Genomic DNA, 13281 nt, shown 5'->3' with positions numbered 1-13281 from the left:
GAGCAACGAGCAACGCGCTTGCACGTTCGCTCTCGTCGGAGACTAGCGGCCGATCCCGCTCCAGTCAGCGAGAACAGGTGAAAACTCCTGGTCAGACTCGCTCGACCAGTACTTTTCAGGACATAACAACCAACAATTTTGACGTCAGCCGACCGCCGCGCGCACTTCTTCGGCGAACCGCGCGGCGGAAGCCCGCAGTCCGGCCGCGTCCGGGCCGTGCCGCAGCACCCCCCGGCTGACGCTCGGGACGACGTCGCGCACGGCCGCGCCGAAGACCCGCGGGAGGTCGGCGGGGGTCGCGCCCTGCGCACCGATGCCGGGGGCGAGCAGCGGACCGTTGATCGCCGGATCGACGCCGGCCGCGCCGAGCGTGTCGCCCAGCGTCGCGCCGACGACGGCGCCGTACGAGCCCATGGGCGCCGCGCCCGCGTTCTCGTCCCGCAGGTGGCCGAGCATCGTGGCGGCGACGCTCGCGCCGTCGGCCCGTACGGCGTGCTGGACCTCGGCGCCCTCCGCGTTGGAGGTGAGCGCCAGCACGAAGACGCCCGCGCCGCTCTCGCGGGCCAGGTCCAGCGCCGGGCGCAGCGAGCCGTAGCCGAGGTACGGGCTGAGGGTGACGGCGTCGGAGAAGAGCGGGCTCGCCGGGTCGAGGTAGGTCGCGGCGTACGCGGCCATGGTGGAACCGATGTCACCGCGCTTGGCGTCCATGAGGACCAGGGCGCCCGCGGCGCGGGCGTCGGCGACGGCCCGTTCCAGGACGGCGATGCCGCGCGAGCCGAAGCGCTCGAAGAAGGCGGACTGCGGCTTGAGGACGGCGACCCGGTCGGCGAGCGCCGCCACGGCCGTACGGGTGAAGGTCTCCAGCCCCGCGATGTCGTCGCCGAGCCCCCAGTCGGCGAGCAGCGAGGGGTGCGGGTCGATGCCTACGCACAGCGGGCCGCGCTCGTCCATGGCCCGGCGCAGGCGGGCTCCGAAGGGCTCCGGGGCTGTGGTCATGCGGTCACCTTCCGGTGCTCGGCGCCGACGGCGTCGGCGAGGGTGGCGTACGGGCTGGCGGCGAGGCGCTCGGCGAGGCCGCGGTGGACGGTGCGGCACCAGAAGGGGCCCTGGTAGATGAAGGCGCTGTAGCCCTGGACGAGGGTGGCGCCGGCCAGGATGCGCTCCCAGGCGTCGTCGGCGCTCTCGACGCCGCCGACCCCTATCAGGGTGATCCGGTCGCCCACCCGGGCGTACAGGCGGCGCAGGACCTCCAGGGAGCGGGCCTTCAGCGGCTGTCCGGACAGGCCGCCGGTCTCCTTGGTCAGGGCCGGGGCGGTCTTCAGGCCGAGGCCGTCGCGGGCGATGGTGGTGTTGGTGGCGATGACGCCGTCCAGGCCGAGTTCGACGGCGAGGTCGGCGACGGCGTCGATGTCCTCGTCGGCGAGGTCGGGGGCGATCTTGACCAGGAGGGGGACGCGGCGGCCGGGCACGGTGCGGTCGGCGGCCTCGCGCACGGCGGAGAGCAGCGGGCGCAGGTGGCCGACGGCCTGGAGGTCGCGCAGGCCGGGGGTGTTCGGCGAGCTGACGTTGACGACGAGGTAGTCGGCGTGGGCGGCGAGGCGCTCGGTGGAGGCGACGTAGTCGGCGACGGCACCCGCCTCCGGTACGGCCTTGGTCTTGCCGATGTTGACGCCGACGGTGGTCTTGAAGACGGGGTTGCGGGCCGCCAGGCGGGCGGAGACGGCCGCGGAGCCTTCGTTGTTGAATCCCATACGGTTGATCAGCGCGCGGTCCCGCACGAGGCGGAAGAGGCGCTTCTTGGGGTTGCCGGGCTGCGGCTGGGCGGTGACCGTGCCGATCTCGACGTGGTCGAAGCCGAGCATCGTCATGCCGTCGATGGCGACGGCGTTCTTGTCGAATCCGGCGGCGAGGCCGAAGGGGCCGTGCATCCGCCGTCCCAGGGCCTCGATGCGCAGCGCCTTGTGGCGCGGCGCGAGGAGGGCGGCGAGGAGGGTGCGCAGGACGGGGACGCGGGCGGCGCCGCGGATCCAGGCGAAGGCGAGGTGGTGGGCGGCCTCCGGGTCCATGCGTCGAAAGATCAGCTTGAAGAAGATTCGGTACATATCGGGCCTTCTAGGCATAGGGCTGCACGGGAATCACGAAGAGAGGGGGTCTCGCGAAGAGGGGGACACCGGCCGGTGTCCCCCTCTTCCGCTCTACGCCTCGCGCGCCGCGGTCAGATGTTCCGCGTGGTCCTGGAGGGAGCGCACCCCGACGTCGCCGCGGGTCAGCGCCTCGATGCCCTGCACGGCGGCGGCGAGCGCCTGCACCGTGGTCAGGCAGGGGACGCCGCGGGCCACGGAGGCCGTACGGATGTCGTAGCCGTCGAGGCGGCCGCCGGTGCCGTACGGGGTGTTGACGATCAGGTCGACCTGGCCGTCGTGGATGAGCTGGACGATCGTCTTCTCGCCGTTCGGCCCCTCCCCCTCGCTCTGCTTGCGCACCACGGTGGCCTTGATGCCGTTGCGCCGCAGCACCTCGGCCGTGCCGGAGGTGGCGAGCAGCTCGAAGCCGTGCGCGACCAGTTCACGGGCCGGGAAGATCATCGAGCGCTTGTCGCGGTTGGCGACGGAGACGAAGGCCCGGCCCTTGGTGGGCAGCGCCCCGTACGCGCCGGCCTGCGACTTCGCGTACGCGGTGCCGAAGACCGAGTCGATGCCCATGACCTCGCCCGTGGAGCGCATCTCCGGGCCGAGGACGGTGTCCACGCCGCGGCCGGAGGCGTCCCGGAAGCGCGACCAGGGCAGCACGGCCTCCTTGACGGAGATCGGCGCGTCCAGCGGCAGCGTGCCGCCGTCCCCGGTCTTCGGGAGCATGCCCTCCGCGCGCAGCTCGGCGACGGTCGCGCCCAGCGAGATGCGGGCGGCGGCCTTGGCCAGCGGCACGGCGGTCGCCTTCGAGGTGAAGGGGACCGTGCGGGAGGCGCGCGGGTTGGCTTCGAGGACGTAGAGGATGTCCCCGGCCATCGCGAACTGGATGTTGATCAGCCCGCGCACGCCGACGCCCTTGGCGATGGCCTCCGTGGAGGTCCGCAGCCGCTTGATGTCGTAGCCGCCGAGGGTGATCGGGGGCAGCGCGCACGCGGAGTCGCCGGAGTGGATGCCGGCCTCCTCGATGTGCTCCATGACGCCGCCGAGGTAGAGCTCGTGACCGTCGTAGAGCGCGTCCACGTCGATCTCGATGGCGTCGTCGAGGAACCGGTCGATGAGGACCGGGTGCTGGTCGATCAGCCCGGCGTGGCGCTCCAGGTACCCGCCCAGCGACGGCTCGTCGTAGACGATCTCCATGCCGCGCCCGCCCAGCACGTAGCTGGGGCGGACCATGACCGGGTAGCCGATCTCGGCGGCGATGTCCTTGGCCTCCGCGAAGGAGAAGGCGGTGCCGTACTTCGGCGCGGGCAGCCCGGCCTCGGTCAGCACCCGGCCGAACGCGCCGCGCTCCTCGGCCAGGTCGATGGCCTCCGGCGAGGTGCCCACGATCGGCACGCCGTTGTCCTTGAGCGCCTGGGCGAGGCCCAGCGGGGTCTGGCCGCCGAGCTGGACGATGACGCCCGCGACGGGGCCCGCGAGGGTCTCCGCGTGGACGATCTCCAGGACGTCCTCCAGGGTGAGCGGCTCGAAGTAGAGCCGGTCGGAGGTGTCGTAGTCGGTGGAGACGGTCTCCGGGTTGCAGTTGACCATCACGGTCTCGTACCCGGCGTCGGAGAGCGCGAAGGAGGCGTGCACGCAGGAGTAGTCGAACTCGATGCCCTGGCCGATGCGGTTGGGCCCCGAGCCGAGGATGATCACAGCGGGCTTCTCGCGCGGCGCGACCTCGCTCTCCTCGTCGTAGGAGGAGTAGAAGTACGGGGTGCGGGCGGCGAACTCGGCGGCGCAGGTGTCGACCGTCTTGTAGACCGGCCGCACGCCCAGCGCGTGCCGCACCTCGCGCACGACGTCCTCGCTCAGCCCGCGGATCTCCGCGATCTGGGCGTCGGAGAAGCCGTGCCGCTTGGCCTCGCCGAGAATCCCCGGCTCCAGCTTCTCGGCCGCCGCGATCTCGTCCGCGATCTCGTTGATCAGGAAGAGCTGGTCGACGAACCACGGGTCGATCCTCGTGGCGTCGAAGACCTCGCGCTGCGTGGCCCCGGCGCGGATGGCCCGCATGACGGTGTTGATCCGGCCGTCGGTGGGAATCCCCGCCTCGGCCAGCAGCTCCGCCTTCTCGCCGATGGCGCCGGGCACGTCGGAGAAGTCGAACTGCGAGCCCTTCTTCTCCAGCGAGCGGAGCGCCTTGTTCAGCGCCTCGGTGAAGTTGCGGCCGATCGCCATGGCCTCGCCCACCGACTTCATGGTGGTGGTGAGGGTGGCGTCGGCGGCCGGGAACTTCTCGAACGCGAAGCGGGGCACCTTGACCACGACGTAGTCGAGCGTGGGCTCGAAGGACGCCGGGGTCTGCTCGGTGATGTCGTTCGGGATCTCGTCCAGGGTGTAGCCGACCGCGAGCCGGGCCGCGATCTTGGCGATCGGGAAGCCGGTCGCCTTCGAGGCCAGCGCCGAGGAGCGGGAGACGCGCGGGTTCATCTCGATGACGATGACGCGGCCGTCGTCCGGGTCGATCGCGAACTGGATGTTGCAGCCGCCGGTGTCGACGCCGACCTCGCGGATGATCGCGATGCCGACGTCCCGCAGCCGCTGGTACTCGCGGTCGGTGAGCGTCATCGCCGGGGCGACGGTGATCGAGTCGCCGGTGTGCACGCCCATCGGGTCGAAGTTCTCGATGGAGCAGACGACCACGACGTTGTCGTTGCGGTCGCGCATCAGCTCCAGCTCGTACTCCTTCCAGCCGAGGATGGACTCTTCCAGGAGCACCTCGGTGGTCGGCGAGAGCGTGAGCCCCTGGCCGGCGATGCGGCGCAGCTCGTCCTCGTCGTGCGCGAAGCCGGAGCCCGCGCCGCCCATGGTGAAGGAGGGGCGGACGACGACGGGGTAGCCGCCGAGCTGCTCGACGCCCGCGAGGACGTCGTCCATGGAGTGGCAGATGACGGAGCGGGCCGACTCGCCGTACCCGATCTTGGCGTTGACGGCCTCGACGACGCCCTTGAACAGGTCGCGGTCCTCACCCTTGTTGATCGCCTCGACGTTGGCGCCGATCAGCTCGACGTCGTACGCCTGGAGCGTGCCGGCCTCGTGCAGGGAGATCGCGGTGTTGAGCGCGGTCTGGCCGCCGAGGGTGGGCAGCAGCGCGTCGGGGCGCTCCTTGGCGATGATCTTCTCGACGAACTCGGGGGTGATCGGCTCGACGTACGTGGCGTCGGCGATCTCCGGGTCGGTCATGATCGTGGCCGGGTTGGAGTTGACCAGGATGACGCGCAGGCCCTCGGCCTTGAGCACGCGGCACGCCTGGGTACCGGAGTAGTCGAACTCCGCGGCCTGACCGATCACGATCGGGCCGGAGCCGATGACCAGGACGGACTGGATATCGGAGCGCTTAGGCACGCTGGCCCTCCATGAGCTGGACGAAGCGGTCGAACAGGTAGGCCGCGTCGTGCGGTCCGGCTGCTGCCTCGGGGTGGTACTGGACGCTGAAGGCCGGCCGGTCGAGCAGCTGGAGGCCCTCGACCACGCCGTCGTTGAGGCAGACGTGGGAGACCTCGGCGCGGCCGTAGGGGGTCTCGGAGACCGCGTCGAGCGGCGCGTCGACGGCGAATCCGTGGTTGTGCGCGGTGATCTCGACCTTGCCGGTGGTGCGGTCCTGCACGGGCTGGTTGATGCCGCGGTGGCCGTACTTGAGCTTGTACGTGCCGAAGCCTAGCGCGCGGCCCAGGATCTGGTTGCCGAAGCAGATGCCGAAGAGCGGGGTCCGCCGCGCCAGCACCTCCTTGACCACGGTCAGGTCCGCGGTGGCCGGGTCGCCCGGCCCGTTGGAGAGGAACACGCCGTCGGGCTCCACCGCGTACAGCTGCTCGGCCGTGACGGTCGCCGGCAGCACGTGCACCTCGATGCCGCGCTCGGCCATCCGGTGCGGGGTCATGCCCTTGATGCCCAGGTCGACGGCGGCGACCGTGAACTTCTTGGCGCCGATCGCGGGCACGACGTACGGCTCCGCGGTCGCGACCTCGGCGGCGAGGTCGGCGCCCGTCATCCGCGGGGCCTCCCGGACGCGGGCGAGCAGCGCCGCCTCGTCGGCGACGCTCTCGCCGGAGAAGATGCCGGCCCGCATGGCGCCGCGCTCGCGCAGGTGGCGGGTGAGGGCGCGGGTGTCGACGCCGGAGATCCCGACGACGCCCTGCCCGGCCAGCTCCTCGTCCAGCGTGCGCCGGGAGCGCCAGTTGGACGGCGTACGGGCGGGGTCGCGCACCACATAGCCCGCGACCCAGATCCGCCGGGACTCGTCGTCCTCGTCGTTGACCCCGGTGTTGCCGATGTGCGGCGCGGTCATGACCACGACCTGGCGGTGGTACGAGGGGTCGGTCAGCGTTTCCTGGTAGCCGGTCATGCCGGTGTTGAAGACCGCTTCGCCGAAGGTCTCCCCCACGGCCCCGTAGGCGCGGCCGCGGAAGCTGCGGCCGTCCTCCAGGACGAGTACGGCGGGGGCCGCCCCTCGCCTCTGCGAGGCGTTCCCCGGCTTGGAGGTCGTCATCGTGCGGTGCCTTCCGTTGCGTTGATCATGGTGTTGACGGCCTCGGTCCACGCCGGGTGCTCGGTCGCCTGGTCGGAGCGGAACCCGGAGTCGAGCTCCTTGCCGCCGTGCTCCCAGGTGACGATCAGCAGGCCGCCCTCGGCGAGGACCTTGCCCGCGATGCCCTTGTCGAGCCGGGCGCCGCGCAGCCGGTCCGCGGGGATGAAGAAGTCCTGCGCTCCGGGGCGCACGACGTCCAGGCCCGCGTCCGTCAGGGTGAGCTCGACGCGGCTGCGGGTGCCCAGGCCCCGGGCGACGATGCGGTCGAGCCACTGCCCGGCCGTGGTCGAGCCGTGGTAGCGGCCGGTCATGGCCAGCCGGGGCTCGCCCGGCGCCTCGGGCGCGACGGGCAGCTCGGGCAGGTCGCCCTGGAGCGAGCCGCGCCACTTCCAGCCCTCGCGCATCAGCCAGTAGACGAGCGAGATGAAGAGCAGCAGCCCGACGACCCAGCCGATCCGTCCGGCCCAGTCGGTGACCTCCTGCGACTTCTGCTCCGCAGCGAGGATTGTCGAAAGTCTCACGTCAGCTTCCCGTCCACGACCGTTGCCCGGCCCCGCAGGAAGGTGTGGGTGACGCGCCCCGGCAGCTCGCGGCCCTCGTAGGGGGTGTTGCGGCTGCGGGAGGCGAAGCCCGCGGGGTCCACAGGTCCACGGTAAGCGGAATCGAGGAGGGTGAGATTGGCGGGCTCCCCGACGGCGATGGGGCGGCCGTGGCCGCGGAGCCGGCCGATGTCCGCGGGGCGCGCCGACATCCGGTCGGCGACGCCGTGCCAGTCGAGGAGGCCGGTGTCGACCATCGTGTGCTGGACGACGGAGAGCGCGGTCTCCAGGCCGACCATGCCCATGGCCGCGGCCCCCCACTCGCAGTCCTTGTCCTCGTGCGGGTGCGGGGCGTGGTCGGTGGCGACGCAGTCGATGGTGCCGTCGGCGAGCGCCTCGCGCAGGGCCAGCACGTCGGCCTCGGTGCGCAGCGGCGGGTTCACCTTGTAGACCGGGTTGTACGACCGTACGAGCTCGTCGGTCAGCAGCAGGTGGTGCGGGGTGACCTCGGCGGTGACGGCCCAGCCCTTGGACTTGGCCCAGCGCACGATCTCGACGGAGCCGGCCGTGGAGAGGTGGCAGATGTGCACGCGCGAGCCGACGTGCGCGGCGAGCAGCACATCGCGGGCGATGATCGACTCCTCGGCGACGGCGGGCCAGCCGCCGAGGCCCAGCTCGGCGGAGACGACGCCCTCGTTCATCTGGGCGCCCTCGGTGAGCCGGGGCTCCTGCGCGTGCTGGGCGACGACGCCGTCGAAGGCCTTCACGTACTCCAGCGCGCGGCGCATGATCACTGCGTCGTCCACGCACTTGCCATCGTCGGAGAAGACCCGCACGCCCGCGGCGCTGTCGTGCATCGCGCCGAGCTCGGCGAGCTGCTTGCCCGCGAGGCCCACGGTGACGGCGCCGATCGGCTGCACGTCGCAGTAGCCGGACTCCTTGCCGAGCCGCCAGACCTGCTCGACGACGCCCGCGGTGTCGGCGACGGGGAAGGTGTTGGCCATGGCGTGCACGGCGGTGAAGCCGCCGACGGCGGCGGCCTTGGTGCCGGTCAGGACGGTCTCGGAGTCCTCGCGGCCGGGCTCGCGCAGATGGGTGTGGAGGTCGACGAGGCCGGGCAGCAGGATCTGCTCCCGGGCCTCGACGACATGGGCGTCGGCGGCGTCCAGGTCGGGGCCGACCGCCGCGATGGTCCCGCCGTCGATCAGCACGTCCTGCGGCTCGCCGCCGAGGGGGCGCGCACCGCGGATAAGGATCTTGCTCATGGTTACTCGGTCTCCTCGGTGCGGGCGGTGTTCGAAGGGTGCGAAGGGGCTGCCGGGGCGCCGCCGAGCAGCAGGTACAGGACGGCCATCCGGATGGAGACGCCGTTGGCGACCTGTTCGACCGCGGTGCAGCGGACGGAGTCGGCGACCTCGGCGGTGATCTCCATGCCGCGGTTCATCGGGCCGGGGTGCATGACGATGGCGTGGTCGGGCATCCGGGCCATCCGCTCGCCGTCGAGCCCGTAGCGGCGCGCGTACTCGCGCTCGGTGGGGAAGAACGCGGCGTTCATCCGCTCGCGCTGCACCCGCAGCATCATCACGGCGTCGGACTTGGGCAGCACGGCGTCGAGGTCGTAGGAGACCTCGCAGGGCCACTGGCCGACGCCGATCGGGACCAGCGTGGGCGGGGCGACCAGGGTGACGTGGGCGCCGAGCGTCGTCAGCAGGTGGACGTTGGAGCGGGCGACGCGGCTGTGCAGGATGTCCCCGACGATCGTGATCCGCCGCCCTGCGAGGTCCCGGCCGGTGCCGTCGCCCGGCCCCCGGTGGTGGGTCGGGCCGCCGTCGGCCGCGCCCGCCAGGTGGCGGCGCATGGTGAAGGCGTCGAGCAGCGCCTGGGTGGGGTGTTCGTGGGTGCCGTCGCCGGCGTTGACGACGGAGCCGCCGATCCAGCCGGAGGTGGCGAGGCGGTGCGGCGCGCCGGAGTCGTGGTGGCGGATGACGACTGCGTCGGCGCCCATCGCCTCCAGGGTCAGCGCGGTGTCCTTGAGCGACTCGCCCTTGGAGACCGACGAGCCCTTGGCGGAGAAGTTGATGACATCGGCGGAGAGCCGCTTGGCGGCGGCCTCGAAGGAGATGCGGGTGCGGGTCGAGTCCTCGAAGAAGAGGTTGACGACGGTCCGGCCGCGCAGCGTGGGCAGCTTCTTGATCGGCCGGTCCGCGACCCGGGCCATCTCCTCGGCGGTGTCGAGGATCAGTACGGCGTCGTCGCGGGTGAGGTCGGCGGCCGAGATGAGGTGACGATTCATCCGGGTACTCCGTGGGTGCTTAAGGATGTGCGTGGATGCCCGCAGAGCAGGCAGGCAGACAGAGCCGCGGGCACCGGCCGGGCGGGTCCGCGGGGGTGTGTCGGCGCTACCGCTCGCCGCCGGCCTGGGCGGTGGGCTTGACGCCGAGGAGCACGCTGTCGCGGCCGTCCTCCTCGGTGAGCTGGACCTTGACCGTCTCCCGCAGCGACGTGGGGAGGTTCTTGCCGACGTAGTCGGCACGGATCGGGAGTTCGCGGTGGCCCCGGTCGACGAGGACCGCGAGCTGGACGGCGCGCGGGCGGCCGATGTCGCCGAGCGCGTCGAGGGCGGCGCGGATGGTGCGGCCGGAGAAGAGCACGTCGTCGACGAGGATCACCAGGCGGCCGTCGACGCCGTCACCGGGGATCTCGGTGCGGGCGAGGGCGCGGGCCGGGCGGAGCCGCAGGTCGTCGCGGTACATGGTGATGTCGAGGGAGCCGACCGGCATCTTCCGGCCGGTGATCTCTTCGAGCTTGGCGGCCAGCCGGTCGGCGAGGAAGACGCCGCGGGTGGGGATGCCGAGCAGCACCACGTCGTCGGCGCCCTTGGCGCGTTCGACGATCTCGTGGGCGATGCGGGTGAGGACCCGCGCGATGTCCGGGGCTTCCAGCACGGGGCGTGCCGGTTCCGGACTGCCTGCCGCGTCCGGACCGTTGGTGTCCGGGCTGTTGGTGTCCATGAGAAACGGACCTCCTTCTCCGCCTCACGGGACGGACCTTAAAGGACGTCGGGTTTACGCCATTCACGTTACCAGGGTCGTACGGGGCGGACGTCAACACCCCTGACGGGGGACGGCATGGACCGTTCGGCTTGACGAAGTGAGATTACGCTGCGTAACCTCACAGTGAGTTACCAGTCTTCGTCCGGGGAGCTTTATGTCCAGCGAATACGCCAAACAGCTCGGAGCCAAGCTTCGCGCCATCCGCACCCAGCAGGGCCTCTCGCTGCACGGCGTCGAGGAGAAGTCCCAGGGCCGTTGGAAGGCCGTGGTCGTCGGTTCGTACGAGCGCGGCGACCGAGCCGTCACCGTGCAGCGCCTGGCCGAGCTGGCCGACTTCTACGGCGTCCCGGTGCAGGAGCTGCTGCCCGGCACCACGCCCGGCGGAGCCGCCGAGCCGCCGCCGAAGCTGGTGCTCGACCTGGAGCGGCTGGCCCACGTGCCGGCCGAGAAGGCCGGTCCCCTGCAGCGGTACGCGGCCACGATCCAGAGCCAGCGCGGCGACTACAACGGCAAGGTGCTCTCGATCCGCCAGGACGACCTGCGCACCCTCGCCGTCATCTACGACCAGTCGCCGTCGGTGCTGACCGAGCAGCTGATCAGCTGGGGCGTGCTCGACGCCGACGCACGCCGCGCCGTGCAGCACGAAGACCTCTGAAGCCCCTCAGGCCTCGATCGTCTCGCCGCACCCCTGCAGAAACGTGCCGCCGCCCTCGGCGGAACCCCTTCCGGGTTCCGCCGAGGGCGGCGGTCCTGCATGGTGCTGCCGTGCTACCGCGTATCGCGCCGCAGGCTCGGCTTGAGCTCCTTGAAACGGCCGAGAAGGCCGTTGACGAACGCGGGCGAATCGTCGGTGGAGAACTCCTTGGCGAGCTGCACCGCCTCGTCGATCACCACCGCGTCCGGCGTCTCGTCCTCCCAGACCAGCTCGTACGTGCCGAGCCGCAGGATGTTCCGGTCGACCACCGGCATCCGGTCGAGCGTCCAGTCGACCGCGTAGTCGGCGATCAGCTCGTCGATCCGGGGCGCGAACTCCGCGTACCCCTCGACGAGCTGCATCGTGTACTCGGTGACCGGCGGCTGCCGGTCGTCCGAGCGGGAATGCCGTATCCAGTCCGCGAGCACGTTCTGCACGGACGTACCGCGCTGATCGGCCTCGAAGAGGATCTGGAAGGCGCGTTTGCGGGCCTTGTTACGGGCAGCCACGGTTAGCTGTTCACCCGACCGAGGTACTCACCGGAACGGGTGTCGACCTTGATCTTCTCACCGGTGGTGATGAAGAGCGGGACCGCGATCTCGTAGCCGGTCTCCAGTTCGGCCGGCTTGGAACCACCGGTGGAGCGGTCGCCCTGCACACCGGGCTCGGTGTACTTGATGACGAGCTCGACGGAGGCCGGCAGCTCGACGTAGAGGGGGTTCTCCTCGTACACCGCGACGACGGCCTCGAAGCCCTCAAGGAGGAACCGCGCGGCGTCGCCGACGACCTCCGGCGCGATGAAGAGCTGGTCGTAGGTCTCCGTGTCCATGAACACGAAGTTGTCGCCGTCCTTGTACGAGAACTGCATGCCGCGCTTGTCGACATTGGCCGTCTCGACCTTGGTACCGGCGTTGAACGTCTTGTCGACGACCTTGCCGGAGAGCACGTGCTTCAGCTTGGTGCGCACAAAGGCGGGGCCCTTACCGGGCTTGACGTGCTGGAACTCGACGACGGACCAGAGCTGGCCCCCGTCGAGCTTGAGCACCATGCCGTTCTTGAGGTCGTTCGTGGATGCCACGGTTGCGGAATCTCCTGGACTGAAGCTGGTGGAACCAGGAGGCGCGCGCTAGAGCGCGAGCAGCTCCTTGGTCGTAATGGTGAGTAGCTCGGGGCCGCCGTCCGCCTCGGAGCGGACGACGAGCGTGTCATCGATCCGGACACCACCCCGTCCCGGGAGGTGAACCCCCGGTTCGACGGTGACCGGCACGCAGGCATCCAGTTTACCCATGGCCGCGGGCTCAAGCCGAGGGTCCTCGTCAATTTCGAGCCCCACCCCATGGCCGGTGCGCGCTTCGAGCCCCTCACCATGGCCCGCGGCCTGCAATACCTGGCGCGCGGCCCGGTCCACATCCCGGCACGCCACACCCGGCGCGAGCGCCTCCCGGCCCGCCCGCTGCGCCGCGAACACCAGCTCGTACAGCTCGATCTGCCAGGACGCCGGCGAGGTGCCGATGACGAACGTACGGCCGATCTCACAGCGGTAGCCGCCGTAGTCGGCCCCCAACCGGACGCTGAGGAAGTCCCCCTCCTCCACCCGGCGGTCCGTCGGCTGGTGGTCCGCCGAGCCCGAGTGCGGCCCCGCGCCCACCGAGGTCGCGAAGGCCGGCCCGGCCGCGCCGTGGTCCACGAGGCGGCGCTCCAGCTCCAGCGCCAGGTGCCGCTCGGTGCGGCCGACCAGAATCGATTCGAGGAGTTCGCCCAGCGCCTGGTCGGTGATCTCCGCGGCGATGCGCAGGCAGGAGATCTCCTCCTCGTCCTTGACGACCCGCTGCTGCTCCACCGCGCGGCCGAGGTCGGCCAGCCGCATCCCCGGCACGACCGAGCACACCGCCCGGTACTGGGCGACGCTCAGATGGTGCTCCTCGACGGCGAGCGAGCCCGTGCCGGCCGCCGTGGCGCGGGCCGCGGCGGCGACGGCGGGGTCCGCGTCCGGGGCGGGCAGGACGGCGACCCGCAGCCCCTCGGCGGGCCGGCCCGCCGGCCGCGGGTCCCCGAAGGGGTCCTGGGGGCACATCAGCAGGTCCTGGTCGCTGCCGGGCGGACCGAGGAGGAGGACGGCTCCGGCCGGCACGCCGCCGGCCAGGTAGCGGACGTTGGCGGGACGGGACACCAGGGCGGACTCGCTGCCGGCGGCGGCGCACCGGTCGCGCAGACGGGTGCGTCGGGCCTCGTACACCTCGGACATGCGCCGAGCCTACGATCACCGGCCCGGGTCGGCCGGTTCAGCGCGTCCGAC

At 71.4% G+C, this 13281-nt stretch carries 12 protein-coding genes; 1 reads left to right on the top strand and 11 read right to left on the bottom strand.

Going from position 1 to position 13281, the window contains the following annotated elements:
• Positions 1-144: 144 nt before the first annotated feature.
• From pyrF to pyrR, 8 genes are all read right to left on the bottom strand, one after another.
• Complete coding sequence (gene pyrF / locus AB0I22_RS07670) at positions 145-996, bottom strand: orotidine-5'-phosphate decarboxylase (protein ID WP_363129732.1); 852 nt, start codon at positions 994-996, stop codon at positions 145-147.
• Positions 993-2102, bottom strand: a complete 1110-nt coding sequence (locus AB0I22_RS07665; protein ID WP_363129731.1) for a quinone-dependent dihydroorotate dehydrogenase — start codon at positions 2100-2102, stop codon at positions 993-995. The genes pyrF and AB0I22_RS07665 overlap by 4 nt, the downstream gene beginning before the upstream one ends.
• Before the next feature lie 93 nt (positions 2103-2195).
• Positions 2196-5516, bottom strand: coding sequence for a carbamoyl-phosphate synthase large subunit (gene carB, locus AB0I22_RS07660; protein ID WP_363129730.1), 3321 nt, complete (start codon positions 5514-5516; stop codon positions 2196-2198).
• On the bottom strand, positions 5509-6660 hold the full coding sequence (carA, locus tag AB0I22_RS07655; RefSeq protein WP_363129729.1) for a glutamine-hydrolyzing carbamoyl-phosphate synthase small subunit: 1152 nt from the start codon (positions 6658-6660) through the stop codon (positions 5509-5511). The genes carB and carA overlap by 8 nt, the downstream gene beginning before the upstream one ends.
• Positions 6657-7220 carry a hypothetical protein gene (locus AB0I22_RS07650; protein ID WP_363129728.1) on the bottom strand — a complete coding sequence of 188 codons (564 nt, stop codon included), beginning with the start codon at positions 7218-7220 and terminating at the stop codon, positions 6657-6659. The genes carA and AB0I22_RS07650 overlap by 4 nt, the downstream gene beginning before the upstream one ends.
• Positions 7217-8503, bottom strand: coding sequence for a dihydroorotase (locus AB0I22_RS07645; RefSeq protein WP_363129727.1), 1287 nt, complete (start codon positions 8501-8503; stop codon positions 7217-7219). Before AB0I22_RS07645 ends, AB0I22_RS07650 begins: the two co-directional genes overlap by 4 nt.
• A gap of 2 nt (positions 8504-8505) precedes the next feature.
• Entirely contained in the window at positions 8506-9531 is a 1026-nt protein-coding gene (locus AB0I22_RS07640) for an aspartate carbamoyltransferase catalytic subunit (protein WP_363129726.1), read from the bottom strand.
• 106 nt (positions 9532-9637) lie between these two features.
• Positions 9638-10249, bottom strand: coding sequence for a bifunctional pyr operon transcriptional regulator/uracil phosphoribosyltransferase PyrR (gene pyrR, locus AB0I22_RS07635; RefSeq protein WP_363129725.1), 612 nt, complete (start codon positions 10247-10249; stop codon positions 9638-9640).
• A gap of 196 nt (positions 10250-10445) precedes the next feature.
• On the opposite strand from pyrR, the gene bldD reads away from it, so the two are divergent.
• On the top strand, positions 10446-10946 hold the full coding sequence (bldD, locus tag AB0I22_RS07630; RefSeq protein WP_030879716.1) for a transcriptional regulator BldD: 501 nt from the start codon (positions 10446-10448) through the stop codon (positions 10944-10946).
• A 113-nt stretch (positions 10947-11059) separates the two neighbouring features.
• Here bldD and nusB read toward each other — a convergent pair whose 3' ends face one another.
• The 3 genes from nusB to AB0I22_RS07615 are packed head-to-tail and all read right to left on the bottom strand — an operon-like array spanning position 11060 to position 13230.
• On the bottom strand, positions 11060-11494 hold the full coding sequence (gene nusB, locus AB0I22_RS07625; protein WP_363129724.1) for a transcription antitermination factor NusB: 435 nt from the start codon (positions 11492-11494) through the stop codon (positions 11060-11062).
• Between the two features lie 2 nt (positions 11495-11496).
• Complete coding sequence (efp, locus tag AB0I22_RS07620) at positions 11497-12063, bottom strand: elongation factor P (RefSeq protein WP_363129723.1); 567 nt, start codon at positions 12061-12063, stop codon at positions 11497-11499.
• A 48-nt stretch (positions 12064-12111) separates the two neighbouring features.
• Positions 12112-13230, bottom strand: coding sequence for an aminopeptidase P family protein (locus AB0I22_RS07615; protein ID WP_363129722.1), 1119 nt, complete (start codon positions 13228-13230; stop codon positions 12112-12114).
• Positions 13231-13281: the final 51 nt, after the last annotated feature.

The organism is Streptomyces sp. NPDC050610, assembly GCF_040654875.1.
In the GTDB taxonomy this organism is placed as follows: Bacteria; Actinomycetota; Actinomycetes; order Streptomycetales; family Streptomycetaceae; genus Streptomyces.
Note: the sequence above shows the minus strand (reverse complement) of the source record. Positions and strands in the feature narration are given on the sequence as shown.

Excerpts from the sequence above, each read along its gene's own strand:
- pyrF (WP_363129732.1), bottom strand. The coding sequence starts at position 996 with ATGACCACAGCCCCGGAGCCCTTCGGAGCCCGCCTGCGCCGGGCCATG.
- AB0I22_RS07665 (WP_363129731.1), bottom strand. The coding sequence starts at position 2,102 with ATGTACCGAATCTTCTTCAAGCTGATCTTTCGACGCATGGACCCGGAG.
- carA (WP_363129729.1), bottom strand. The coding sequence starts at position 6,660 with ATGACGACCTCCAAGCCGGGGAACGCCTCGCAGAGGCGAGGGGCGGCC.
- AB0I22_RS07645 (WP_363129727.1), bottom strand. The coding sequence starts at position 8,503 with ATGAGCAAGATCCTTATCCGCGGTGCGCGCCCCCTCGGCGGCGAGCCG.
- AB0I22_RS07640 (WP_363129726.1), bottom strand. The coding sequence starts at position 9,531 with ATGAATCGTCACCTCATCTCGGCCGCCGACCTCACCCGCGACGACGCC.
- pyrR (WP_363129725.1), bottom strand. The coding sequence starts at position 10,249 with ATGGACACCAACAGCCCGGACACCAACGGTCCGGACGCGGCAGGCAGT.
- bldD (WP_030879716.1), top strand. The coding sequence starts at position 10,446 with ATGTCCAGCGAATACGCCAAACAGCTCGGAGCCAAGCTTCGCGCCATC.
- AB0I22_RS07615 (WP_363129722.1), bottom strand. The coding sequence starts at position 13,230 with ATGTCCGAGGTGTACGAGGCCCGACGCACCCGTCTGCGCGACCGGTGC.